This window comes from Catenulispora acidiphila DSM 44928, assembly GCF_000024025.1.
Lineage (GTDB): Bacteria > Actinomycetota > Actinomycetes > Streptomycetales > Catenulisporaceae > Catenulispora > Catenulispora acidiphila.
This window is the reverse complement of record NC_013131.1, coordinates 2,432,395-2,457,805: the sequence shown is the minus strand read 5'-3', so window position 1 is coordinate 2,457,805 and position 25,411 is coordinate 2,432,395. Positions and strand designations below refer to the sequence as shown.

Sequence of the window (25,411 nt, the reverse complement as noted above, 5' to 3'; positions counted from 1 at the left end):
TTTTTATGAACGGGACCGTTTTCGGCATCATCCTGATCGTGCTCGCGGCGGCCGGAGGGGCGGCGCTGTGGGTGGACACCATCCGCAAGCGCGACAAGTAGCCGCCGGCTAGGAGCCGAGCAGTAGCGCGAACTCAGTAACCGCCACCGCCGCTGCCGCCACCGGAAGTGGAGGAGCTGGACGGCGCGGGGGTGGACGCCGGTCCGGCGCCGACGGCCAGAGTCGGTGTGGCGACGTACCACGTACCGCCGATGCCTTCGCCCTTCGCCTGTCCGGCAGCGCTGTCACCGCTGTACTCGTACAGCGGGTGTCCGTTGTAGACCACGTGGCCGCTGACGACGGTCAGCTTGCCGGTGACGCCCGAGGCGGCCGTCGGACTGGTCGCGGTCAGACCCGGCCAGACCGAGGCGCAGGCGCCGGTGCAGGTCGGCATGCCGCCGGCGGTGTCCGGGGTGAAGTAGTACAACGTGTGGCCGTCCGGTGCGGTGAGCACCATGGTCTGCGCGCCGCTCACACTGGCCGAGGCGCTGGTGATGGTGGGACCGGCGGTGCCGGACATGCTGGACGAGCTCGGTGGGGCGCTCGAGGACGCACTGTTGCTCTTCCCCGACGAGGAAGAGCAGGCCGAGGCCAGTGCCAGCAGCGCCACCGCCGACACCACCCCGGCGACCCGCGCGGTGGGAGGGATTCCCGGCTTGACCATGATCGTGCCTCCTTCAGCAGCGGAGGTTTTCGAACCTCCACTGATGGCACGTATCCAGGCCCGCCCTGGTTCGGCCGGACTCCCTCCCGCGCGGGGCGCTCGTCGCCTCAGGACAGCTGGATCAGCGTCAGAGTCGTCCACACCCCGACATGGATGCGGTGCCCGGCCTCGACCGGGAACGCCTGGTTCGGCGGGATCGGCGCGGTGTCGTCGTTGAGCACCGTGCCGTTCATCGACTCCAGGTCCACCACCTGCCAGCCGCCGTCCGCACGCTGCTGGAGCACCGCGTGCAGATGCGACACGCCGGGGTCGGTCGGCGGGCCGGTCAGGTCGATGTCGACGTTCCCGCGCTTGCCGGAGCGGCCGATGCGCACCGTGTCGCCCTTGAGCTCGTACTGGCGCTCCGGGCAGTACGGCGGGAAGGGGTAGGCGTTGGCGTCGATCTCGCCCTCGGCGACCACCGCGTCGTAGTACGCGCGGTCCGCGCTGGCAATCGCGATCCACTGCGTGGCCGTGGCCGGGGCCGTGGACACAGCGCCGCCGTGCACGCCGGTCGGGGTCGAGGCGACGGTCCTGGCCAGCGGGTCGTCGTCGGGGTCGGTCTGCGGGCCCTGAGGCGCCGAGCCGCCGGAACCGGTCTGACCGGTCGAGCCAGTCGAACCCGTTGAGCCCGTCGACGCACCGATCCCGGCCGCGCGTTCGGCCTCCTCGGCCTCACGCCGCGCGCGCTCGGCCTTGCGCAGCTCCTCCTCGATGTCCAGCTCCGGCTGGTCGATCGTCTTGCCGGTCTGCTCGTTGGCGAAGTCGAAACCGCAGCCCTCGCAGAAGGTGTCGCCGGCCTGCCTGGGCAGCAGGCAGTTCGGGCAGGGCTCGCCGGCCGAGCCGTAGCTCGGCGCCGCGGCGCCGCCGCTCGCGGACGAGCCGGCGGCCGCCGCCGAGGGCGCGCCGATCGACAAGCCGCACTCGTCGCAGTAGTCGGTCGCGACCGACTGGTGTCCGTCCGGACACGTGGCCATCATCGTCCACCCGCCTCAACGCCGGCCGCGGCACACCGCCGCGGATTGTTCACCGTCGCCATCTGAAGTACCCCCCGCAGATCTCAGTTCCGCTTGGCGCGCACGGTCTTGGTCGACACCACGTCGAGCTCCATCGCGTCGCCCTTGTCCACCTTGGCCTTGGCCCGCACCTTGGACGTGGCCGGGTCCACCTCGGTCACCTTGCGCAGCATCTTCACGGTGTCCTCGTGCCCGGACTCCACCGCCAGGTCCATGGCGCGCCCCAGGCGCGCGGTGGCGGTGTCCAGGTCGCCGGCGGCCTGGGCGTCCAGACCCTCCTGGATGGCCGCGGCCATCTCGGCCTGGCCGGTGTAGTGCGCGACCCGGCCGTTGATGCGCGTGGACAGATCCGTGTCCTCGGTCCACACCGCGCGGATCTTGCCCTCGCCCAGCAGCGTGGCGCCGCCGGCGTCCTTGGCCACCAGCTGCACCCGGCCGGCCAGCTTCTCCTGGCCGATGTTGCCCGGCTCGACCTCGACGCAGATGTGGTACTCGCGGCTCTCCGCGCCCCACGCGCCGGTCGGGTAGTCGCCGGTGAGCGGGTTGTCGCCGGGCACGCGCATCCCGGACAGGTCGGCCAGGTTCGGGCTGACCTGCTTGACGTAGCGGATCGTCGCGCCCTTGGGCGCCCACAGCCGCAGCGCGACGTCGGCGACCTCCTTGCCCATGGACTTCGCGGTCATCTCGCGGAAGTCCTCGGCCAGTGTGGCCGGGTCGCGGATGATGCCCACGGTGCCCAGCAGGGCGTCGGCGATCTTGCGCAGTTCCTTGGGCTCCCAGTCCTCGCCGATGCCGCGGCAGTCGGCGGTGAAGTTGCCGATGCTGGACTGGATCGCGCGCGCCAGATCCGCCGGGGTCTCGGACTCGTCCTTGCCGTCGGTGAGCAGGATCGCGTGCTTGATGGCGCTCGGGGCGGTGTCGAAGATCCGGCCGGCCTGGGCCAGCCAGCGGCCCATCGCGGTGCCGCCGTTGGCGTGCAGGCGCCCGACGGCCTCCTTGGCCGCCGCGCGGCTCTGGTAGTCGGCGCGCAGCAGCTGCCCGCCGGTCGGGTAGACCACGCGCGCGCCCTCGGTGCCGGCGACCACCGCGAAGAAGGCGCCGTCGGTCAGGGTGTCGATGGCGACCTTGGTCGCCTCCTTGGCGGCCATCATCTTGGTGCGCGGGTAGTCCATGGACCCCGAGCAGTCGATGATGATGACCTCGACGTTCTCCGATCCCGAAGCCGGGGCGCCGTAGGAGGCCGCGGCCGGAGCGCCGCCGGCCGCCGCGGTGGCGGTCAGCGTGACCACCGCGTGCACCTCGCGCACGCCGGCGGCCAGGAACTCGTTCTGGTTGATCTCGAAGGCGAAGTCCGGGTACTGGCTCATGGCTGCTGACTTGCTCCTGTCATGCGGACGGTTCGGCGTGTGCCTGAACCGGATAGGGAACGAGGACGGCGGTGATGTTGTCGTGGCCGCCGGAGTCCAGGGCCTTCTTCACGAGCCGCGCGGCGGCGTCGAAGGGCTCTGCCAGCGCCCCGGGCAGCGCGATCGCGGCCAGGTCCGCGGCCTTCTCCACGTAGTTCCACAGACCGTCGCTGCACACCAGGACCACGCCGGGACCGTCGGGGGTGAAGCGCGCCAGGTGCGGCTCGGGGGCGCCGGAGTCGGCGCCGAGCCAGGCCTCGATGGCGTGCGAGCCCTCCTGGGCGTCGTCCCGGGTCAGCGCCCGGGAGGTGCCGCGCTCGTCGAGCCAGTAGGCGCGGCTGTCGCCGAGCCAGGCGACGGTCACCTCCTGCCCGACGATCGCCGAGACGTAGGTGCACGCCGGCGGGTTGCCGTGGTCGGCGTCGCGCGCGAGGTCGGAGACCGCGCGGTCGGCGTCGGCGACGGCGTAGCGGGAGATCAGGCGCAGATCCGCCGGTCCCACCGTTCCGGGCGCACCGGTCGCGGCTCCGAGATCGGCCTCGACGCCGGCATCGGCACTGTCCTCGGCGCTCTCGTCAGGCTCGGTGGTTTCGGCCGTGCTGGCGTAGCCGGCGCTGCCCGCCGTCTCCACCGCGCCGGCCTCGCCGATCGCAGCCGCCGGAAGCGCGGCCATCACCGCCGTCTCCACCGGCGCCAGGACGTTCACGGACTCGGCGAAAGGCTCCGGCGTGCCGGCCGCGATCGCGGTCAGCAGCAGCTTCGCCGCCGCCGAGACCGCCGCGGCCGAGGCCTCGTCGGGCCGCTCGGAGGTGGACACCCCGTCGCAGACCACTGCGACGACCAGGTTCTCCCCGTCCAGCCCGAGGACCGGGCGCAGCGCCATGGAGTCCTCGTTGCGGTGGTGGCGCAGGCCGCGGTCGCTGACGCCGGCGACGACCGTGAGGTCGACCTCCATCCGGTCGCGGCGCCGCGGCTGCAGGTCGCCGCAGTCGGTGCAGTAGCCCTCGGTGTCGATCTCGGTGCCGCCGCAGGAGACGCAGGGCTTGGGACCCTGGTACTCCGAGGGCTCCTCGTCCCCGGTGACCGGCTCGTCCACCCCGTAACCGCACTGCTCGCAGAACCGCGCACCGGCTTCCATCACCAGATCCGTGGCCCCGCAGTTCGGGCACGTCAGCTGCAGCGGCATGCCGGGCTCCGCCTCTCCTGGAGCCGCCGGCGCCGTCGGGGGACTCCCCGCGGCGGCCTCGGCGGCGGTCTCGATCGTCATATCAGGGTCCTGGGCCGCACGGCGTTGGCCTGGTCGACCAGCTCGATGCGCTTGGCCCGGTCGGTGGCCAGCCGGGCCAGCGAGCGGTAGGCCTGCTCCATGCCCAGGCGCAGCGAGCGGTCGTCGACGTGCCGGTCGATGAGCTTCTGCCCGGGAACCAGGTCGGTCGGGGTCTGCACCCCCAGGCGGGTCCCGGCGGCGGTCAGCACCTCCAGCGCCAGCCAGTTCGCGTGCTCGGGGTCCAGCCGGGCGGCGAGCCAGGAGTAGCGGGCGTCGATGTCGGACAGGTCGGCGCCGCTGAGGTCGCGGTCGCGGTCCACCAGCAGGGCGCGCAGCGCGGCCTCGTTGGCGGCGGTGTGGTGCGTCGAGGTCTGCGGCACGGCGCCGAAGGCGCGCACCGCGGCGTCCCGGCGGCCGGTGTTCAGCAGCGCGCGGGCCAGACCGAACGCCGCGCTGACGTACCCGGTGTCGGTGCGCCAGACCATGCCGTAGTAGCGGCTCGCGGTCTCGAAGTCGCCCAACAGCTCGGCGCAGGCGCCCAGGGCCAATTTCGGCGCCGGCTCGCCGGGCAGCGCGTCGTAGACCGCGGTGAACATCCGCGCGGCCTGGGTGATCACGCCGCTGGCGAGCTGGATCAGCCCGCGGTACCAGAAGGTGCGCCAGTCGCCGCCGTTGGCGTTCTCGAACTCGTCGAGCTTGCGCACCGCGGTGCTGAAGTCGCCCTCCGACGTGGCGACCAGCACCAGCCGCAGCTGGATCTCCTGCGAGGCGGCCAGCAGCGGCGACTTCTCCAGGGCGAAGCGCTGCTCGACCAGGTCCACGGCGCCCAAGCCCGCCAGGAACTGCGCGCCGGGGTCGTCGCGGTCCACCAGCGGGACCGGCAGCGCCCGCACCACCTCGCGCAGTTCCGGCCGTTCGGCGCTGGTGCTCGGGACCCGGACCTCGGGCCCGAACATGACCGAGGCGCCGGGGTGCGGCTTGTCCTCCTCCAGCGAGAGCACCTCGCGCAGGACGGCGGTCAGTTGCTGCGCCATCTGCTCGGCGGACCCGAAGCGCATCGCCGGGTCCTTGTCGGTGGCGCGCTGGAGCAGCTTGTAGAACGACTCGTGCCGGGCGAACAGCGGCACCTCGCTCGGCGAGGGCAGCGAGTCCAGGTAAGTGGTCTGGTAGGCGCGGGAGTCCAGCGAGGTCAGCACGGCCAGGGTGCGGCCGACGGTGTACAGGTCGGACTCCACCGACGGGCCGTCCTGGGCGATCTCGGGCGCCTGGTAGCCCTTGGTGCCGTAGATCGCCGAGTCCTCGTCGTCCATCTGGATCACGCCGCCCATGTCGATGAGCTTGAGCTGCTCCTCGGACTGGATGATGTTGTCCGGCTTGAAGTCGTTGTAGACCAGGCCGAGGCTGTGCAGGTAGCCGAAGGCGGGCAGGATCTCGATCGCGTAGGCGATGGCCTGCCCCACCGGCAGCGGTCCGGCCTGCCCGCCGCTATCGCGGAAGTCGGCGCGGACCTGCTTGAGGGAACTGCCGCCGACGTACTCCATGACGATGTAGCCCACCGGCGCCCCGGTCGTGGGGTCGGGGTGCTGCACGAAGTTCAGGATCTGCACGATCGAGGGGTGGTTCACCTCGGCCAGGAACCGGCGCTCGGCGGCCGCGGCGGCCATCGCGTCGGCGTCGCCGGAGTCCAGCAGGCCCTTGAGGACCACCCAGCGCCCGGAGACGTTGTTGTCCTTGGCCAGGTAGATCCAGCCCAGACCGCCGTGCGCGATGCAGCCGAGCACCTCGTACTGCCCGACGTGCTCGCCGGCGCGCAGCTTGGGCTCGAAGGAGAACGCGGTGCGGCACTTGCGGCAGAAGCCCTCGGTGCGGCCCGGGTTCCCGTCCCGGCCGCGGCCGACCGGCGCCCCGCAGTTGGAGCAGTACCGCTTCGCCTCGGGCACCTGCGGGTTGGCCATGATCTCGGTCAGCGGGTTCTTGGCCGGGACCGGGGGCACCTCGATGAGTCCGGCGCCGAGGTTGCCGCGCCGCGAGCGGCCGGTGCTCCCGCCGCGCGAGCCGCGGGTGCGGCTGGAGACCGAGTTGGAGTTGCGGCTGGAGGCCGATGTGGACGAAGTACGCGCGGTACCGGTGCGCGAGGAGGTCGCGGTCGCGGTGCGCGAGGAGGCGGCATGGCCGCCCCCGGCGCCCGCCGCGCCCTGCCGCGCCGCCGCCGGAGCGGCGGCGGTCCCGCAGGTGTCGCAGTAGCCGTCGGCGTCGATGGTCCCGTCGCAGCCCGGCTCAAGACAGGCGGTCACTGGTGTTTCCCTCTCCCCTGTAAAACCCTTGTGGAGCCCCGTGTGAAGCCTTGGTGACGTTCTCGGCGGTCTGGTCGGCTCGCATCGCCCGCATCATCAGTGGACACCAGACCTATGACATGCTCGGCAGCGCCGCGCCCACGGCTGCCCGGTAGTGGTGGACGGCGGCTTCGGCGCCCGCCAGGTCGCACGGCGCGGACCACAGCAAGTCGCGCGCCAGCGCGTGCGCCGCGGACAGCGCCGGGGTCTCGGCGACCCGGTGCCGGGCGGCGCGCGCCCGGTAGGCCTCCAGCAGCCCGCGCAGCTCGTCGCGCCGGTCGAGCGGCGCGCGGATCTGCCCGACCCGCTTCTGGGCGTTCTCCAGGATCACGCGGCTGTTCTTCTCCAAGGCCGACAGGTTCCGGCCGAGCAACGTCCAGGACTGGCCGGAACGTTCCCGCTGGAGGTCGGCGACCTTGCCGCGCAGATGCGCCGCCGCGGCCGAGGCCAGCGGCAGCTTCGGCGCGGCGATCTTCTCCCGCACCTCGGCGCGGACCCGCTCGGCCTCGGCTTCGGCCTGCGCTATCAGGACGATGACGTCCTGGACGCCGGCCAGCCGGCGGTCGAACTCGGTGCGCGCGGTCAGCGCCTGGTCCAGCTCGCTCTGGACGCCGGCCAGGTCGGCCAGCAGCCGGGTCACGTGCGCCGGCGTCCCCGACCCGCCGGCCACCAGGCCGAGCGGGTCCGACAGCGCCCGGCGCCGCAGGTCCGCGGTCTGGACCTCGATCCCGGCCAGCCGGTCGAAGACGGGATCGGCGCCTCCGCCGCCTCCGCCGCCCCCGACGCCGTCGGCGGTGGCGCGCGCGGCGCGGGCCTTGGCCTGCAGGTCGTCCAACGGCTCCAGCAGCCGGTTCCACGCGTTCTCGGCGTCGACCGCGACCTTCTTGACCACGTCGTAGATCCGGGTCATGGACTGCACGGCTTCGTCCAGGGTCAGCAGGTCCTGCGTACTCGCCGGGTCCAGCAGTCCGCGCCGCTCGAACGGCACGGCCTGCCGGGGCAGCGCCACGGACCGGCCGGTCAGCAGATCGGCCATGGCCGCCAGTTCCCGGTCGCCGAGCCGGGTCTTTGGCCCGCCGCGCATCGCCGCGACCCGGTCCAGCACCTGCTGGTAGGCCTCGAAGACGGTCCACAGCCCGGCCAGCTCGGCCGAGGCCCGCTCCCAGGCCTGCGCGGTGGCACCGGACAGCTTGGCGCCGTCCAGCAGCCGCCGGCCCGGATGGTCGTCCAGTTCCAGCAGGCCGGCGGAGACCCCCGAGCGCTCCTGGGCGCGGCGCTCGATCGCGGCGTCGATCGCCTGCCGGGTCCACATGGTCGTCACGGTCGTGCTCTTGCTCCCCCCATGCCCGTCTGACTGGTCTGTATCGCCCGTTCCATCAGCTCGGCTATCCCAGAGGGTACTGCGCCGGGATCTCCGGCAGGGACGTGGGCTGGATACCCAAATCCTTTGCAAACAGTGAGCGCCAGCCGTTCGGCCCGGAGTCCTGGATCATGTTCGCCAGCGCGGTGTTCACGAAGGGCGTCAGGTCGTTCGCCTTGCCGGCGTCATAGTTCGTGACGATGCCGTACGGCTGCTTCTCCTCCGCCGGAGCGGTGGTCATCGCGACGTGCGGATCCTGGCGCGTCATGCCCAGCAGGATGGCGTCGTCGGTGAAGATCCCGCCGACCTCGTCTTGTTGCAGATATGCCAGGCAGTCCAAGGCGTTGGGCGCCGGGAAGGCGTTCGTCTTGCCGAGCACCTGGCCGATCTCGCCGATCGAGGTGGAGTTCGCCGTCGCGCAGACCTTGACGTTCTTGCCCTTGAGGCTTTCCAGGGACGCGCTCTGCGGCTTGCCGTCGTCGCCGAGCGCCATCAGGAGCTTCAGCTGCGCGGTGTAGTAGGGGTTGGAGAAACTCATCCGCTGCGCGCCCTGCATGCGCGCGCAGGTGATCGTCGTGGTCTGCACCACCAGGTCCACGTTGCCGGCGTGCAGCTGCGCGTATTCGCCGGTCTTCGGATCGCCGAGGGTGACCACGCGGAACTGGATGTGGCCGTCGGAGCCGAAGATGGCGCGCGCCATCTGCCGGGCCATGTCGACGTCGAAGCCCTGCGGGTTGTTGTCGTGCTGCGGGTCGTAGCCGAACAGCTCGGTGTTCAGGTCGATGCCGGCGATCAGGAACCCGCGCTTGCGGATCTTGTCCAGGGTCCCGCCGGCGGGGACCGGGTCGTTCGGGCCGGGCAGCGGTCCGTTCCACGTCGCCGCGGTGGCCTCCGGCCCGCAGGCCTTCGGCGGCACGCTCGGGGCGTTGGGAAGCGCGCCCGGGCCTATGCCCTGCCCGGAGCGGGGCACCGTGACGGCGCCGGACTCGCCTTTGGTGCTGCTGCACGCCCCGGCGAGCCCGACGGCCGCCACGGCCGCCGCTGCTCCCCACAAGCGCATTCTGTTGTGGCGCCTGCCGTTCATCGTGGTCATCCCCGCCCCCTCAGTGGTATTCCGCGATCCGGCGGCCCAGCCCCCGGAGCACCGCCGCCGCCATCGCCAAAGCCAGAAGTCCCAGGCCGATCTCCAAGCCGGCCAGCGCGCTCGCGCCGGAGTCGGCCTCGGACTGGAAGGACGCCTCGGCGTGCTTGATGGCCTGGTCCAAGTCGGCCTGCAACGCGGTGAACGAGGCGGCGGCGCTCGGCTTGGGAGCGGCGAAGTCGTGCTGGCCCAGCGCCGAGTCCACCGCCTTCTGGTACTGGTTCTGCGCGTCGGAGGCACGCAGCGCCAGGTGCAATGTGTGCCACGAGCTCTCGTCGCTCGCGGCGTGCTGCGCGAGGTTCTTCCCCGTGTCGTCGGTCGCGATGCCGACCGCGTCGTGCAGCTTCGCGGCGAGCAGTTCCTCGGTGCCGGGGGTGTGCGTCCCGCTCGCCGCGGTCACCCCGGCGTAGTCGGTCTCCTTGTCGTCCGCGGTGCCGCGGCCGACCAGCGTCAGCATCTCGTCGGTCCGCGCCTGCAGGGACAGGATGCGAGCTGTGGCCAGTGCGCTCACCTGATCCGAGCCGCGCTTGCGGGCGTCGTCCTCGTGGCCGTTCTGGACCGTGACGTCGATCCCGGTCCAGGCGAAGGAGAGCACGAGCGCCGCCGTGGCGGCGAGCAGCCCGACGTTGAACACGCGGTTCGTACGCCGCGATTCACGGACCTGCACCATCAGCAGCGCGAACAGGAGCAGCACGCCGAATACGGTCATCAGGAACGGGAACTGCTTGGCGGTGTCCTCCGCCGAGGCCAGGTTCTTCGCCTCGGTGTCGGTCAGACTCTGCGCCGCCGGCAGGATCGTGCCCTGCATCAAGTTCGAGGCCTGCGTCAGGTAGCGGAAGCCGACCGGATACCCGAGCAGGTTGTTCGCCGCGGCGGTCGCGTTCAGCTTGACGTACTGCGGCAGCTGCGAGGCGACCGCGCCGAGCGCCTTCTTGGCCGCGGCGTCGTCTCCGGCCTCGTTGGTCGCCGCGAGCAGTGCCGCCTGCGCCTTCTGCAGATCGGAGTTGTACGTGCCCAACAGGTCCGCCGGCGCCTCACCGACGTGCAGGTAGATGGTCGTCGAGGTGGCGTCCGCGTCCGAGAGGCTGTGATAGAGCTGCTCGGCTTGCTGGATCATGACGCCGCTGTGGGCCTTGGCGTCGTCGGCGCCGTCGGCGCGGACCTGCGTCCCGATGATCCCCGCCGCGCCGAACAGCAGCGCTCCGACGGCCAGCGAGGCTCGCAGCCGGACCAGCCGGCGATCAGTCCGCGACCGTACTGGTTTCGCCGGTTCGCTGGGTCCGCCCGGCCCGCTCGGCTTACCCGGCCCGCCCGGTCCGCTCGGAGCGGCCGCTGCCGCACCGCCCTGCGCGGCGGCCAATACTTGGGTCGACGCTTGTGCGCTCGCCGTCGTCATCCTCCGAGCCCCCCTTGTGGATCTGTTCCGGTTCTCGCACCCGTCCCGATGGGTGGTCGTCCTTGCCTTCTCTTGTGCCACTCCCGCCGGTTAAGGAAAACCTAACGGTTCACCAGCAGGCTGCGGTGCCATTGGTACCAGCCAGTTATAGGATCGAGCACGGGAGGCGATGATGCGCAGACTGCAAAAGCTCGCTGTCGCGGCGGCGGTCGCGGGCTTGACCGCGGCGTGCGGCGGGGGCGGAAGTTCGTCGAAGACCACGGCTGTCGCCCCGGTGGGGAACGGGTCTTCGGCCTCTTCATCAGCCTCTTCGCCGGGCGGCGGGTCGCAGAGTACTGCCCCGAGCGCCCCGTCGAGCTCGTCCTCGGCTCCCACCTCCCCGGCTCTGGTGGTGATCAAACCGGCGGCGAACTCCTCCGGGGTCGACCCCTCCTCGCCGATCGCGGTGAGTGTTGCCAACGGGAAGCTGACCTCTGTCACCGCGCAGCTGTCCGGCGGCGACGCGGTCTCCGGGACGCTGGACCCCTCGGGCGCGTCGTGGACGTCGGCGAACCCGGTCGGGATCGGGCACACCTACAAGGTGACGGCGGTCGCGGTCGGCGACGACGGCAAACAGCAGACCGCCACGTCGCAGTTCACGACCAGCACGCCCGGCAACACCTATGCGGGCACGTACACACCGGACCCCGGCACGACCTACGGCGTCGCGCAGCCGGTGTCGATAACCTTCGACAAGCCGATCCCGGACAAGGCCGCCGTCGAGAAGCAGCTGACGGTGACCTCCGACCCGCCGGTGGCCGGCTCCTGGCACTGGTTCGGCTCCGAGCGCGTGGACTTCCGACCGCAGCAGTACTGGGCGCCGGGGACCAAGGTGACGCTGCACATGCGCCTGGACGGCGTGAAGAGCGGCAGCCTGTACGGCAAGCAGAACCGGGACGTCACCTTCACCATCGGGCGCTCGCTGATCGCGACGATGAACGCCGCCACCAAGCGGATGACGGTGACCACCGGCGGCAAGACCACGACGCTGCTCACCAGCTCCGGCAAGCCCGGCTTCGAGACCTGGAACGGCACGATGGTGGTGCTGGAGAAGGACCAGGACATCCGCATGAACTCCACCACCGTGGGGATCTTCGGCGTGAACGCCTATGACATCCCGAACGTGTACTGGGACGTGCGGCTGACGCCCTCGGGGACGTTCGTGCACGCCGCGCCGTGGAACGCTGGCAAGTTCGGCAACGTCAACGGCAGCCACGGCTGTGTGGGGCTGTCGACCTCGGACGCCGAGTGGTTCTTCAACCAGGTGATCCCCGGCGATCCGGTGACGGTCGTGAACTCCAAGGACACGGTGCGCGCCGACAACGGATTCGGGGACTGGAACCTGAGCTGGAGCGACTGGATCGCGGGCAGCGCGCTGCCGCATTGAGCCGCGGTTTGAGGCACACATCGAGCCGCATATCGAGCCGCACAACGAGCCGCGCTGAATCGCACCGAAACGTGCGCGGAGCAGGGGGGCGGAAACTGTAAGGTCTGCGCATGACCTCGACCACGCCCCCCTACTACCCCGCGATCGACGACCACGGTCTGCTCGGTGACCTGCGCACTTGCGCGCTGGTCGCCGGTGACGGCGCCGTGGACTGGTTCTGTCCCGGGCGGTTCGACGCGCCGAGCGTCTTCGGCGCGCTGCTGGACCGGGAACGGGGCGGGGCGTTCCGGATCTGGGTCGAGGGCGCGGCCTCCAGCCAGTCCTATCTGCCGCGCAGCGCGGTGGTGGTGACGCGGTTCGAGAGCCCCGACGGCGGGGTCGGCGAGATCGTCGATTTCATGGTCCCGGACGAGGCGCGGGCCTCCTTCACGCCGGGCACGACGACCTTGTACCGGATCGTGCGCGCGGTGGCCGGCGACATCCAGTTCTCGGTGGACTGCCGGCCGCGCTTCGACTACGGCCGCTCCTTCGGCGAGCCCGTCGAGCTGGTGCGGCGCGGCGGCACGCAGGCCGCGGTCTTCTCCGGACCGGACTGCACCCTGAGCCTGCTGTCGACCGCGCCGCTGGGCCTGGACGCGGACTCCGGCAGCGCGAGGGCCGAGGTCCTGCTCGGCGCCGGCGAGGCGGCCGCCTTCGTCCTGGTCGCCAGTCTCGCCACGCCCGAGGACTGGGAGCCCGACGTCGCCGCCGAGGTGGAGCGCGCGCTGGAGGAAGCGCTCATCTTCTGGCACGGCTGGCTGTCGCAGAGCACGTACCGCGGCCGCTGGGCGGACCCCGTGCACCGCTCGGCGATCACTCTCAAACTCCTGACATACTCACCGACCGGGGCGTTCCTCGCGGCGGCGACCACCGGGCTGCCGGAGGAGATCGGCGGCTTCCGCAACTGGGACTACCGCTACACCTGGATCCGCGACGGCTCCTTCAGCGCCCGGGCGCTGTCCGACCTCGGCTTCCACGAGGAGGCCGAGGCCTTCGCGCGCTGGGTCACCGGCCGCCTCGCCGACGGCCCGACAAGCCTTGGCGAGCCGCTGCACATCATGTACCGCGTCGACGGCACCGCGGACCTCCTGGAGGAGGAGCTGCCGCACTGGGAGGGCTACCGCCGCTCGGCGCCGGTCCGCATCGGCAACGGCGCGGCCGAGCAACTCCAGCTCGACATCTACGGCGAGTTCCTCTACTCCCTGGCCGGCACCGAGCACCTGCACAGCCCCGAGGGGCAGGCAGCGGTCGGTCGGCTGCTGGACTGGCTGGTCGAGCACTGGGCCCGCCCGGACGAAGGCATCTGGGAGACCCGCGGCGGGCGCCGCGACTTCACCTACAGCCGCCTGATGTGCTGGGCCGCCTTCGAATACGGACTGCGCATCGCCCCGACGCACGAGAACGCGGGCATGTGGGCCGTGATGGCGCACTCGATCGCCGGCGAGATCCGCACCAAGGGCTGGGACGAGGATCAGCAGGCTTACATCCAGACCTACGGCGACGCCGCCCTGGACGCCTCGATCCTGTTCATGCCCATGGTCGGCTTCACAACGCCGCACGAAGAACGCTGGACCGGCACCCTGAACGCGATCGAACGCAGCCTGATCCACAACGGCCTGTGCCACCGCTACCGCCTCAGCGAATTCAGCGACGGCCTCGCCGGCGACGAGTCCAGCTTCGACCTGTGCACCACCCTGTACCACATCGCACTCGCCCAAAGCGGCGCCGTCGAGCAGGCGCAGAAACTCTTCGAGGCCTTCCTCCGCCACGCCGGTCCCACCGGCCTGTTCGCCGAGGAACTGACCCCAGGCGGCCAGCAACTGGGGAACTACCCGCAGGCGTTCACGCACCTCGGCGTGATCTGGGCGGCGCTGGCACTGGATGAGGCGCTGGACAGGGTGGGGGACGGTTCTTCGGAGAGTCGCGGTGCGGTAGCCCGGGGCTGAATCAGGACCCAGACAGAACCACGTATCAGGCATCGAGCATCGCGTATCAGGCATCGAGCATCGGGGCTCGGAACTCGCGCATCCAGCGGTCGGGCAACGGCTCGGCCGCCGGTCCAGGTGTGCACCGCCGCCACGCCCGCGCGAGCACCCGTCGCGTGCGCGCTACGCGTCCTTCCCGCTACGCCGCGTTCACGCCACCCCCACGCCGTAACCCGTTGGCATGAGTTTCCGATACCGGCGTCCCCTTGGTCGAAACTCTTCTCTACAATCGCGATCGTCACTGCCATCGCCGTCCCTCGGGCACTGCTTGGAATGGGGAGCTGTCTGACGCTGCCGCAGCGTCCCGTGAGAGGAACCCTGAGCATGCACATCCCGGGCAAGTCACGCACCATCGAGGCGGTCGTCTTCGACGTCGGGGAGACGCTCGTGGACGAGAGCATCGAGTACCACAACTGGGCCGACTGGCTGGGCGTGCCCCGGCACACGTTCTCGGCCGTGTTCGGAGCGGTCGTCTCGGCCGGCCGCTCGCATCTGGAGGCCTTCGAGTACTTCCGGCCTGGCTTCGATCTGGAAGCCGAGCGCCGGGCCCGCATCGTCGCGGGTCGTCCTGAGGGCTACGGGGAGCGCGATCTGTATCCGGACGCGCGCCCCACCCTGGCTGCTTTGAAGGACGCCGGCTATCTGGTCCTGATAGCCGCGAACCAGACGACGGCCTCGCACCGCATCCTGGAATCGCTCGACCTGCCGGTGCACCTGGTGACCACCTCCGGCATGTGGGGCGGTCTGGAGAAACCTGATCCGGCGTTCTTCGCCAAGGTCGTCGAGGTCTGCGACGAGGTCTCGCGGGGGCAGGGCCGCGGCCCGCTGCCCGGCGCCGGCAGCGTCCTGTACGTCGGGGACCGGCTCGACAACGATCTGCGTCCCGCCTGGGGCGCCGGTCTGCGGACCGCGTTCATCCGGCGCGGCCCTTGGGGCATGGTGCACGGCGACCACCCGGATCTGGTGGCCAAGACCGACTTCTACCTGACCGCCCTGGACCAACTTCCGGGGCTGCTCGCCGACGAGGTCTGAGGGCGCGGGTCCCGACGCCGACCCCCCGAGGGCTTCCGGCGCCGGGACCCGCCGTCCGGCGGCCGCCCCACATGTGGCGCGGCGCCTATCGGACGGTGCTCATCGCAGAGCACTCCTTCACATCAGCACCATCGCCAACTCCTTCCCCCCGACGGCCCGTCATCCGGATCCAACACGGCCCCAGGCGAGAAGCACAGGCGCCCCCACCGATGACGGGTACCAGCCACCCGCCTCTCGGCACGCCCGGAATCCGGACACACCGCAGCGACGCTAACGCCGCCCCGGCGCCGGACCCCCGGCTTCCGCCAAGGCCAACAGCGGCAGCGTAGTAGCGGGAAGGGGCGATCGCCCCCCGCTTTCGGAAACAGTTTGGACTCGGAATAGCAGAGCACTGTGACGAAAGACAGAACACTGTCATCGCCTCGCACAGCGACTTTCCGCCATCGTTCACGGTATGCGGTCAAACGGCGCCGGCGCGGGTATCCCGCGGACTTCGCACTCCTCAATCCGGCAGCCGGGCTCCGCTTCCCGCGTCGAACAGATGCAGCGTCGCCCCGGCGCGCACGCCCAGCACCACGCTCTCGCCCTTCACCGGCACCGGGCCGTTCGTGTGCCGCACCACGAGGTCGCTCTCCTCGCCGTCGACCACCGTGCGCGCGGTCACCAGATAGTCGCGTCCGGTGTCGCGGACCAGGACCGCTGTGGCGCGGATACCGTCCGACTCGGCGCCGATCGACAGGTCCTCGGGCCGGACCCCGATCACCAAGCGGTTGCCCGTCAGGGCCGAGGCTTGCGGCGGGGTCAGTCCCACCGCCAGTCCGCCGAGCCGCGCCACGCCCTCCTCGGCCAGCGCCGTCACCAGATTCATGCCGGGCTCGCCGAGGAACTGCGCCACGGCGATCGTCGCGGGCTTGCTGAAGACCTCCGCCGGGGCGCCGACCTGCTGCACGCGGCCGCTGTCCAGGACCGCGATCCGGTCGGCGATCGACCAGGCGTCCACCGAGCTGCACGTCGCGTACAGCGTCGTGATGCCCAGCTCGCGCTGCAGCGCCGCGATCGGCGAGCGGCCGCGCATCATCAGCGGGACGCCGGAGCCGGCCAGCGGCTCGTCCAGGCAGACCACGTCCGGGCGGCGCACGATCGCGCGCGCCATCGTGGTGCGCTGCCGGACGTCGTAGCCGACCGCGTCCGGCTTGCTGTTCAGGTGGTCCGCGACGCCGCACAGTTCGGCGACCTGCTGCACCCGCGCCGCGGCGGACTTCGCCGAGCTCTTGCGCATGGTCAGCGGCAGGGCGATGTTCTCGCGGATGGTCTGGTGCGGGAACAGGGCGAAGCCCTGGAAGATCATCGAGACACCGCGCTTGTCCGGGGCGGTGCGGCCGACGTCCTTGCCGCCGATCAGCACGCTGCCCCGGTCCAAGGGCTCGAGCCCGGCGAGCATGCGCAGCAGAGTGCTCTTGCCGCTGCCGGAAGGGCCGGTGAGGACGAGCAGCTCGCCGTCGCGGACGTCGATGTCGACGCCGTCGACGGCGGGCCGCCACGCCCCGTGGAACACCCTTGTGGCGTCGAGGAAACGGACGTCCGCCACGGTCGTGCTCTCTCCTGCCTTCGTTCGTCGCCTGTTTCGCCTGGTCTCCCCGTCAGCCCTTGACCGACCCGGCCATGAGTCCCTGGACGAAGTATCTCTGGAAAGCGAAGAAGACGACGAGGGGAACCGACAGCGACAGGAAGGCGCCGGGCGCCAGGATGTCGATGTTGCTGCCGAACTGCCGCATGTTCGACTGCAGCGCCACGGTCAGCGGCTGCGTCTTCGCGTTCGAGAAGACCAACGCCACCAGCAGGTCGTTCCATACCCACAGGAACTGGAAGATGGCCAGCGAGGCGATGGCCGGCAGCCCGAGCGGCACGATCACCTTGCGGAAGATCGTCCACTCGCTGCCGCCCTCCATCCGGGTGGCCTCCAGCAGCTCGCGCGGGATCGCCGCGAAGAAGTTGCGCAGCAGGTAGATCGCGAACGGCAGCCCGAACCCGACGTGGAAGAGCACCACGCCCAGGATCGTGCCGAAGATGTGCAGGTTGCGGTACAGCGCGGCCACCGGCAGCAGCGCCACCTGGATCGGCACCACCATCAGGCCGACCACGACCACGAACAGCCAGTCCCGGCCGCGGAAGTCGATCCAGGCGAACGCGTAGGCGGCCAGCGCGCCGAGGAACACCACCAGGACGGTCGCCGGCACGGTGATCATGACGGTGTTCCACAGCGACTGGATGATGCCGTGGTTGGCGAACAGGGTGGTGTAGTCCTTGAACGTCAGCTGCGCCGGGTGGGAGAAGACCGTCCACCAGCCGCTGTTGCTGATGTCGGAGGCCTTCCGCAGGGAGCTGATGAACAGCCCCAGCGTCGGGATCAGCCAGACGACGCCGACCGCCAGCACGATGAGGTAGATCGCGCCTCCGGACAGGCGCTTGGCGACGCGGGCGCCGACCGGGACCCGGCCGGGCACTGCGACGGGACGCGTGACACTCATCGCCCCTCCTTCCGTTCGTTCCGCAGGCGGCGGATGTTGAAGTACATGGCCGGGAGCACCAGCACGTACAGGAACACCCCGATCGCGCTGCCCAGGCCCTGGTCCGCGCCGCCGCCGAAGGACACGTTCCACATCTGCACCGCCAGCACGTTCGCGTTGGGCAGCGTGGAGCCGGGGGCGATGACGTAGACGAGGTCGAAGACCTTCAGGACATTGATGATCTGGGTGACCATCACCACCAGCAGCACCGGCGCCAGCAGCGGCACGGTGATGCGCCAGAACACCTGTCTGTCGTTCGCCCCGTCGACCCGCGCCGCCTCCTGCAGCTCACGGGGGATCGAGGCGAGCCCGGCGGCGATCAGCACCATCGCGAAGCCGGCCCAGATCCACAGGTAGGAGGCGATGATCGCCGGTGTCACCAGTGAGGGACCGAGCCATTGGATGCCTCGGTAGGGCTGGGCGAAATTGCTTCCTGGCAGCTGAAGTCTGTAGCTATCACCGGGTTTGAGACCTTTGATAGTGAAGGTGCCGTCGTTGTGCGCCGTAGCCGTTCCGGCGCTCTTCCCGGTCGCGGTGTCGATCGCCTTGACCGAGATCCCCGGCATGCCCTTCTTGCCGGCGTCCAGATGGTTCGGTGTGCCCCCGCCGCCGTAGATGATGTCGAGCCAGATCGTGCCCTCGATCTGGTCCGCGGCCGGCGCCGCGCTCGGCGCCGCGGCCTGCGCCGCCTTGCCGGGCAGGTTCGCGGCCTGGATGCCGACCAGCGGCAGCTGCGCGAGCGAGCCGGCGTGGAAGGTCTGCGCCGAGGTGAACGAGCCGGCCGAGCCGGGCTTGGCGGTCACCGGACGGGGACGCGCGCCGGGGTACTTCGAGGACGGCGCGAAGGTGTCGTGCACCCCGACCGCGACCGCGTTGGCCACGCCCTGGTGCGGGTCCTGCTGGTAGACCAGCTCGAAGATGACGCCGGCGGCCAGGAACGAGATCGCCATCGGCATGAAGATGACCGCCTTGAACGCGGTCGACCAGCGGATCTTCTCGGCCATCAGGGCGAACATCAGGCCCAGCGCGCAGGCCACGGTCGGCGCGCAGACCACCCAGATGACGTTGTTCTTCAACGCCGTGAGCGTCGCGGAGTCGGTGAACAGGGTGTGGTAGTTGTGCAGCCCCACCCACTTGGAGCCGTCGGCGTTGTGCAGGCTGAGCCACAGGGAGTCGACCGCCGGCCAGATGATGATGGCCGCCAGGATGACCGCCGCCGGGATCAGGAAGCCCGCGCGCACCCGGACCGGGATACGCAGAGGGCTGCGACCGTGGTCGGCCAAAGGATGGGGAGAAGGATGCGGCCCGGGCCCCGGGCCGGGGGCGCTTGCGGTGGGCGGTCCCGCCGCCGGGACGGACCCGGCGGCGGGCGACGCGGACAGGCTCTCGTCCATGGCTACTGCCAGGTCTCCTTCGCCGCGTCCTTCTCCAGTTGCGCGGCGGTGCCGTTGACGTCGCCGTTGCTCAGGAAGTCCTGCAGGTCCTTCCACTCCCCGGCGCCCTTGGTCCCGCCGAAGCCGACCGGAGCCTGGTCGGACATGTCGAAGCGGAAGCCGTCGCCGGCGCTGACGAGCATCTGCGCCTCGGCGCGGGTGGTGTCGTCGGGGTAGGAGGACATCGGGACGTTCTTGTTCGGCGAGACGAAGCCGCCGGCCGACGCCCACGCCTCGGCCGCCTCCGGGGAGGCCAGGAACTGGATGAACGCCATCGTCGCCGGGTTGTCGTTGGTGGCCAGCGCGGCGTCGCCGCCGCCGTCCACGAAGTTGGTCAGCGACCCGGCCGCCGGGAAGGCGAAGAACTTGGCGTCGGTGCCCAGCTTGGCCGAGGTGGTCGAGGTGATCACCGAGCCGGAGAAGTCGCCCTCGTAGACCATCGCGCCCTTCGGCGGGCTCTTGAAGGTCTGGGTGACCGAGTCGTTGAACGAGGTCTGCAGCGCCCCGGCCTTGCCGCCGGCCATGAACTGGTCGTTGCCGAACAGCTGCTTCATCGTGGTCAGCGCCTGGACCACCGTGGGGTCGGTCCAGGGGATCTGGTGGTGCGCGAGCTTGTCGTAGTTGTCCGCGCCGGCCTGGGAGAGGTAGACGTTCTCGAACCAGTCGGTGAGCGTCCAGCCGTCGGCGCCGCCGATCGAGACCGGGGTGATGCCGGCGTCGGAGAGCGCCTGGCAGTCCTTGAGGAAGTCGGCCCAGGTCTTCGGCGGCGTGATGCCGGCCTGCGAGAACTGCGCGGTGTTGTACCAGAAGGTCGACTTGTTCGCCGCCTTGAACATGATCGAGTAGACCTGGCCGTTGACCGTGCCGAGCTTCTTCCAGCTCGGGTCGTAGTTGGCGTCGATCTCCGAGAGCACGTTGGCGCCCAGCGGCTTGATCTGCCCGGCCTTCGCGAACTGCGCGATGGCGCCGGGCTGGGCCAGCAGCGCCACGTCGGGGGCGCCGCCGCCGGCCAGCTTGCTGCGCAGGACGGTCGGGGTCTGGTCGCCGGCGCCCTGGTAGCTGACCTTGGCGTGGGTCTTGGCGGTGAAGGCGTCGATCACCTTCTGGAAGTCCTGCTGCTCCTGGCCGGACCACTCGGCCAGCACCTGGATCGACTTGCCGGACAGGTCCGGCAGCGCGGGCCCGGCGGCCGCGGCGGAGGAGGAAGCCGCGGACGTGCTCGGCGCCGAGGTGCCGGCGGCCGAGGAGGTCGACGCGCCCGCCGAGGGCTTGGAGGAGCTGGAGGAGCAGCCGGCCAGTGCCAGGCCGGAGACCAGTCCGACGGCTATGACAACCGTGACGGACCGGTGGGAGCGTGCGCCCATGATCAGCCTTCTTTCATCAACTCGGGTGAGGGACCTGTCGTGTGTGATGCGGGGCGGCGATGCCGGAAACGTAAAGGCGACGAAATGAAGGCGTCAAGCATGTTGCGATTCCGTGATGGTCGAACAAATTCGACCGAACTAACGGGGGCTTCAACCCCTGTATTTGTTTGATCCTTGACTAATCACGCTCCATCGCAGCATCCTCAGGGTCATGAGGACGCCCCCCACGGAGTCCCGTGCCGAGCGCAGCCGACTGGCCGTCGTACGGCTGCTGCGCGAGCGCGGGACGATGAGCCGCGCCGACATAGCCCGCTCGGTCGGACTGTCCCGCTCCACGGTCTCCGGCATCATCGCCGCCCTGGTCGCCGACGACCTGGTGGTCGAGCTGGACGCCAAGCTCGCCCCGGCCGGCGGCGGCGCCGGCCGCCCAGGGGCGGCGGTGATGCTCAACCCGGCCAGCGGCGAGGCGATCGGCGTGGACTTCGGCTACCGCCACGTCCACGTGATCATCGCCAACGTCGCCCACGCCGTCCGCATCGCCAAATCCGTCCGCCTCCCCGTCGGCTACGACCCGGCCCAGGGCTTCGACGTCGCCTCCGACCTGATCCGCACCGCCATCGACGAAGCCGGCACCGACCCCAGCCGCATCCTCGGCGTGGGCGTCAGCGTCCCGGGTCCCTTCGACACCAAACGCGGCGTCCCCAGCTCCGGCATGCCGTCGCGCTGGGCCGGAATCCCCGTGGCCACCGAGCTCGCCGCACGCCTGAACCTCCCAGTCCTCGCCGACGGCGACACCCGCCTGGGCGCCCTGGCCGAACGCCGCTGGGGCGCAGCCCGGGGCTGCGACGAATTCGTGTACCTGAAACTGCACGGAGGCATCGGCGGAGCGTTCGTCTCCAACGGCCAACTGGCCCGGGGCATCAACGGCGGCGCCGGCGAGATCGGCCACCTGGTCGTCGACGCCACCGGTCCCCTGTGCCGCTGCGGCAACCGCGGCTGCCTGGAGACCTTCGTCGGCCTCCCGGTGGTGATGCGCGCCCTGGAACCCGCCTACGGTGACCGCCTGACCCTCCGCAACGTGATCACCATGGCCTGGCAGGGCGATCGCGGCTGCATCAGGGCCCTGTCAGACGCCGGGACCATGGCCGGCCGAGCCGTCGGCATGCTCGGCAACATCCTGAACCCGCAGAGCGTCATCATCGGCGGCGCCCTGTCCGCGGCGGGAGAACTGCTGATGGGCCCACTGCGCGAGGCCGCGGCGACGGCTTCGCTGCCCCTGGCGGGGGATGCGATGACACTGCAGGTCGGTTCGCTCGGGCCGCAGGCGTGCGCGCTGGGGGCGGTGGCGATGGTGCTCGGGGAGACGGATCAGAAGTTGATGGCGGCGCTGGGATCGTAGGGCGTCCTCACCGCCGCGCCTTTCACACCCTCCGGAACAGCGTCACCACCGCCGCGCCGCCGAGCCCGATGTTGTGCGCCAGACCGACGCGGGCGCCGCCGACCTGCCGCATCCCGGCTTTGCCGCGCAGGTGCCAGGAGATCTCAGCACACTGCGCCAGTCCTGTCGCGCCGAGGGGGTGGCCTTTGGAGATCAGGCCGCCGGAGGGGTTCACGACCCAGCGGCCGCCGTAGGTGGTGGCTCCGGCCGCGACGAGTTTGCCGCCTTCGCCTTCGCCGCACAGGCCGAGGGCTTCGTAGGTGATCAGTTCGTTGATGGAGAAGCAGTCGTGGAGTTCGATCACGTCGAGGTCGTCGGGTCCCAGTCCTGATGCGTCGTACACCTTGCGGGCGGCGTCGCGGCTCATGGGGCGGCCGACGAGGTCGATGCAGCTGCGGGTGTCGAAGGCCTCGGCGGTGTCGGTGGTCATGGCTTGGGCGATGATCTCGACGGCCTGGTCCGCGAGGTTGTGTTCGTCGACGAAGCGTTCGCTGGCGACGACTGCCGCGCCGGCGCCGTCGGAGGTCGGTGAGCACTGGAGCTTGGTCAGGGGGCGGTGGATTTCGCGCGCCTCCAGCACGTCCTGGACCGTGTACTCGTCCTGGAATTGGGCGTTGGGGTTGTGGACCGAGTGGCGGTGGTTCTTGGCGGCGACCATCGCCAACTGCTCGGCGGTGGTGCCGTAGCGCTCCATGTGCTCGCGGGCGGCGTTGCCGAAGATCTGCGCGGTGGGCGGCGAGGCTTCGAAGGGGTGCAGTTCGGCCATCAGGGTGTACTGGCGGGCCAGGGGCGAGGCGGCGAAGTCGTCATTGTTCATGCCGCCGCCGAGCGAGCCCTTCTTCATCTGCTCGAAGCCGAGCGCCAGCACGCATTCGTTGAGGCCGCCGCGGATCCATTGCGCGGCCATCATCAGGGCCGTGGAGCCGGTCGCGCAGTTGTTGTTGACGTTGTAGACCGGCACGCCGGTCAGGCCCAGCTCGTACGCGGCGCGCTGGCCGCACGTCGAGGGACCGAAGACGTAGCCCGCCGCCACCTGCTCGATCTGCTCGTAGCCGACGCCGGCATCGGCCAGCGCCGCGCCGCCGGCTTCGCGCGCCATGTCGAAGTAACGCCACTGCCTGGTCTCGGGCTTCTCGAACTTCGTCATGCCGACGCCGACGACGTAGACCTTGTTCACAGCCGTGTCCCCTCAGTCATGTTTGTCAGAGTTCGATCAGGCTCATCAGAGTTCGACCTCAGTCGCGCGGCAGCCCGAGGATCCGCTCCCCGATCACGTTCAACTGCACCTCGGTGGTCCCGCCGGCGATGGTCAGGCAGCGGCTGGACAAGAACGCCTGCGTCCACCCGGCCGCCGCGCCGCCCGCCTCGGTCGCGCCCGCGCCGCCCAGCAGCTCCAGCCCGAGTTCGGCGACGTCCTGCGCGAGCTTCATCGAGATCAGCTTCCTGATACTCGCCTCGGGTCCCTGCTCCATCCCCGACAGCTGGCGCAGCGTCGTCCGCAGCCCGAGCAGCGCGGCGGACTGCCCCTGGCACACCAGCTCGCCGAGCCGGTCCGCGAGCACCGGATCCAGCTCGCTCCGCGCCGCCACCGACGTCAGCAGCCCTTCCAGCGAACCACCGAGCACCGGACCGGAGGCCAGCGACACCCGCTCGTTCCCGAGCGTGTTGCGCGCCAGCGGCCAGCCGCCGTCCACTTCCCCGACCACCAGCTCGTCGGGCACGAACACGCCGTCGAGGAACACCTCGTTGAACATCGACGCGCCGGTGATCTCCCGCAGCGGCCGGACGTCCACGCCGTCGGACTTCATGTCCACCAGGAAGTACGTGATGCCCTCGTGCTTGGGTTTGTCAGGGCTCGTCCTCGCGATGCAGATCGCCCACTGTGCGAAGTTCGCCACCGACGTCCACACCTTCTGCCCGTCCAGCCGCCAGCCGCCGGCGACACGCGTCGCGCGCGTGGTCAGCGCGGCCAGGTCGGACCCGGCGCCGGGCTCGCTGAACAGCTGGCACCAGATGACCTCGCCGCGCAGCGTCGGCAGCACGAAGCGCTCGCGCTGCTCGTCACTGCCGTACTTGACCAACGTCGGGACCACCCAGTTGCCGATGATGATGTCGGGCAGCCGCACCTTGGCCGCGGCCATCTCCTGCGCGATGACGATCTGCTCGACCGGACCGGCCGACAGACCGTAGGGCTTGGTGAGGTACGGCGCGGCGTAGCCGGTGACGGCGAGCGCCTTGCGCTGCTCGGCGGGAGTCAGCTCCCTGACACCGGCAAACGCTTCGCGCGCCGCTTCCCGGTAGGCATCGGCTTCCTCGGGCAGCTCGACCTTCAGCTCACGGCGCCGCCCGGCAGCGGTGAGCTCGGCGACGCGAGCACGCCAGCGGCTGCTCGGACCATACATCTGCCGGAGAGTCAGGGCCCTGCGGAGATAGACGTGCGCATCGTGTTCCCACGTGAAGCCGATCCCGCCGAGCACCTGGATGCAGTCCTTCGCGCATTCCACCGCTGCCTCCAGCGCGAGGGCGGCCGCGATGGCGACCGGCACTTCCGCGTCCTCGCCGGCGATGCCGGACCCGGCAACGTACGCCGCATCCCAGACCGCGCTCCGAGCCTGCTCCATCCGCGCGACCATCGCGGCGCAACGGTGTTTGACGCCCTGGAACTGGCCGATCGGCTTGCCGAACTGGACACGGACCTTCGCGTACTCGGCAGCGGTACGCGTGCACCAGTCCGCGATGCCGACCGCTTCGGCGGACGCCAGCAGTGCCGCGATCCGGTCGAGCAGCGCAGTCGCGGCGACGATCACCTGAGCCCGAGGCACGAAGACGCGCTCGACACCCGCCTTCGCCACGCGCCGAGTCCGGTCGAGCGAAACCAGGGGGCTGATAACCACATCGGCAGCCGGAACCAGCGCCTGGATCTCGGAGCCGTCGGACCGCCGCGCGGTCAGCAGCAGCCAGTCGGCGAGCGCCGCACCGATAACCGGTTCTACCTCTCCGACAAGGAGATAGCCGCCCTCGATGGGTTCGGCGACGACGGTTCCCGCGTGCGACGCGACGGCGGCGGTGGCGCTGCCGTCGGCGAGCGCCGCGAGGATGTCCGCGCTGCCGGAACCGCCTGCCGCTTGCAGGAAAACAGCGGCGGTGACGGTCGGCAGGAAGGGTCCGGGCGTCGCGGCGCGTCCGGTCTCCTCAAGCGTGACCGCCAAGGGCAGCAGGCCGTCGAGTTCGTCGCCGTAGAGCAGTCCCTGCTTCGCCAGATCGCCCCAGAACGCAGGGCGTTCCTCCTGCTCAGCGTCCAGCGCGGCGCGCACGGCGGCCGGCGGGACGGCTCGCGCGAGCCACCCCCTGACCGCCTCGGCGAGGTCGCGGTGCTCACTGGTGATCCCTATGGAGCCGATTCCGGCGGTCACTGAAGCCACGAGGCGGATAGTAGAACACGTTTCAGTTTTCTGGAAGATAGAGT

Annotated in this window: 19 protein-coding genes; 4 read left to right on the top strand and 15 right to left on the bottom strand. The window is 70.5% G+C overall.

The window, feature by feature from the left end; genetic code table 11:
- Positions 1–133: 133 nt before the first annotated feature.
- The 9 genes from CACI_RS10785 to CACI_RS52220 form a co-directional block, all read right to left on the bottom strand.
- Positions 134–703 (bottom strand): COG4315 family predicted lipoprotein, encoded by a 570-nt coding sequence (locus tag CACI_RS10785; protein WP_012786377.1) that lies wholly within the window; start codon positions 701–703, stop codon positions 134–136.
- A gap of 107 nt (positions 704–810) precedes the next feature.
- Positions 811–1,722: an FHA domain-containing protein gene (locus CACI_RS45380; RefSeq protein ID WP_012786376.1), complete on the bottom strand. Its 912-nt coding sequence runs from the start codon at positions 1,720–1,722 to the stop codon at positions 811–813.
- A gap of 80 nt (positions 1,723–1,802) precedes the next feature.
- Positions 1,803–3,125 (bottom strand): vWA domain-containing protein, encoded by a 1,323-nt coding sequence (locus tag CACI_RS10775; protein ID WP_012786375.1) that lies wholly within the window; start codon positions 3,123–3,125, stop codon positions 1,803–1,805.
- Positions 3,126–3,144: 19 nt separating this feature from the next.
- On the bottom strand, positions 3,145–4,431 hold the full coding sequence (locus CACI_RS10770) for a protein phosphatase 2C domain-containing protein (protein WP_012786374.1): 1,287 nt from the start codon (positions 4,429–4,431) through the stop codon (positions 3,145–3,147).
- A complete protein-coding gene (locus CACI_RS10765) occupies positions 4,428–6,725 on the bottom strand; it encodes a serine/threonine-protein kinase (RefSeq protein WP_012786373.1) in 2,298 nt (765 codons plus the stop codon). Before CACI_RS10765 ends, CACI_RS10770 begins: the two co-directional genes overlap by 4 nt.
- A 112-nt stretch (positions 6,726–6,837) precedes the next feature.
- A complete protein-coding gene (locus tag CACI_RS10760; protein ID WP_041540159.1) occupies positions 6,838–8,085 on the bottom strand; it encodes a hypothetical protein in 1,248 nt (415 codons plus the stop codon).
- A gap of 64 nt (positions 8,086–8,149) precedes the next feature.
- Entirely contained in the window at positions 8,150–9,217 is a 1,068-nt protein-coding gene (locus tag CACI_RS45375; protein ID WP_012786371.1) for a glutamate ABC transporter substrate-binding protein, read from the bottom strand.
- 10 nt (positions 9,218–9,227) lie between these two features.
- Entirely contained in the window at positions 9,228–10,661 is a 1,434-nt protein-coding gene (locus CACI_RS10750; protein ID WP_012786370.1) for a hypothetical protein, read from the bottom strand.
- Positions 10,662–10,751: 90 nt separating this feature from the next.
- Positions 10,752–11,060, bottom strand: a complete 309-nt coding sequence (locus CACI_RS52220; protein ID WP_223297505.1) for a hypothetical protein — start codon at positions 11,058–11,060, stop codon at positions 10,752–10,754.
- Here CACI_RS52220 and CACI_RS10745 point away from each other — a divergent pair.
- From CACI_RS10745 to CACI_RS10735, 3 genes are all read left to right on the top strand, one after another.
- Positions 11,050–12,087, top strand: coding sequence for a L,D-transpeptidase (locus tag CACI_RS10745; RefSeq protein WP_049871539.1), 1,038 nt, complete (start codon positions 11,050–11,052; stop codon positions 12,085–12,087). The genes CACI_RS52220 and CACI_RS10745 overlap by 11 nt on opposite strands.
- Positions 12,088–12,197: 110 nt before the next feature.
- Complete coding sequence (locus tag CACI_RS10740; protein WP_012786368.1) at positions 12,198–14,072, top strand: glycoside hydrolase family 15 protein; 1,875 nt, start codon at positions 12,198–12,200, stop codon at positions 14,070–14,072.
- 363 nt (positions 14,073–14,435) lie between these two features.
- Entirely contained in the window at positions 14,436–15,143 is a 708-nt protein-coding gene (locus tag CACI_RS10735; protein ID WP_012786367.1) for an HAD family hydrolase, read from the top strand.
- A gap of 502 nt (positions 15,144–15,645) precedes the next feature.
- On the opposite strand, the gene CACI_RS10730 is transcribed toward CACI_RS10735, so the two are convergent.
- From CACI_RS10730 to CACI_RS10715, 4 genes are read right to left on the bottom strand one after another with little or no spacing between them, the layout of a single operon-like run.
- Positions 15,646–16,731, bottom strand: a complete 1,086-nt coding sequence (locus CACI_RS10730) for an ABC transporter ATP-binding protein (protein WP_012786366.1) — start codon at positions 16,729–16,731, stop codon at positions 15,646–15,648.
- Between the two features lie 52 nt (positions 16,732–16,783).
- Complete coding sequence (locus CACI_RS10725; protein ID WP_012786365.1) at positions 16,784–17,671, bottom strand: carbohydrate ABC transporter permease; 888 nt, start codon at positions 17,669–17,671, stop codon at positions 16,784–16,786.
- The gene (locus CACI_RS10720; RefSeq protein ID WP_012786364.1) at positions 17,668–19,104 is read right to left on the bottom strand and encodes an ABC transporter permease subunit; all 1,437 of its coding nucleotides are present in this window, start codon (positions 19,102–19,104) and stop codon (positions 17,668–17,670) included. Before CACI_RS10720 ends, CACI_RS10725 begins: the two co-directional genes overlap by 4 nt.
- A 2-nt stretch (positions 19,105–19,106) precedes the next feature.
- On the bottom strand, positions 19,107–20,507 hold the full coding sequence (locus tag CACI_RS10715; protein WP_012786363.1) for an ABC transporter substrate-binding protein: 1,401 nt from the start codon (positions 20,505–20,507) through the stop codon (positions 19,107–19,109).
- A gap of 211 nt (positions 20,508–20,718) precedes the next feature.
- Here CACI_RS10715 and CACI_RS10710 point away from each other — a divergent pair, with 211 nt between their 5' ends.
- Entirely contained in the window at positions 20,719–21,906 is a 1,188-nt protein-coding gene (locus tag CACI_RS10710) for an ROK family transcriptional regulator (RefSeq protein WP_012786362.1), read from the top strand.
- Positions 21,907–21,928: 22 nt separating this feature from the next.
- On the opposite strand, the gene CACI_RS10705 is transcribed toward CACI_RS10710, so the two are convergent.
- Both CACI_RS10705 and CACI_RS10700 read right to left on the bottom strand, forming a co-directional pair.
- Complete coding sequence (locus CACI_RS10705) at positions 21,929–23,122, bottom strand: lipid-transfer protein (protein WP_012786361.1); 1,194 nt, start codon at positions 23,120–23,122, stop codon at positions 21,929–21,931.
- A gap of 58 nt (positions 23,123–23,180) precedes the next feature.
- Positions 23,181–25,367 (bottom strand): acyl-CoA dehydrogenase, encoded by a 2,187-nt coding sequence (locus tag CACI_RS10700; RefSeq protein WP_223297503.1) that lies wholly within the window; start codon positions 25,365–25,367, stop codon positions 23,181–23,183.
- Positions 25,368–25,411: the final 44 nt, after the last annotated feature.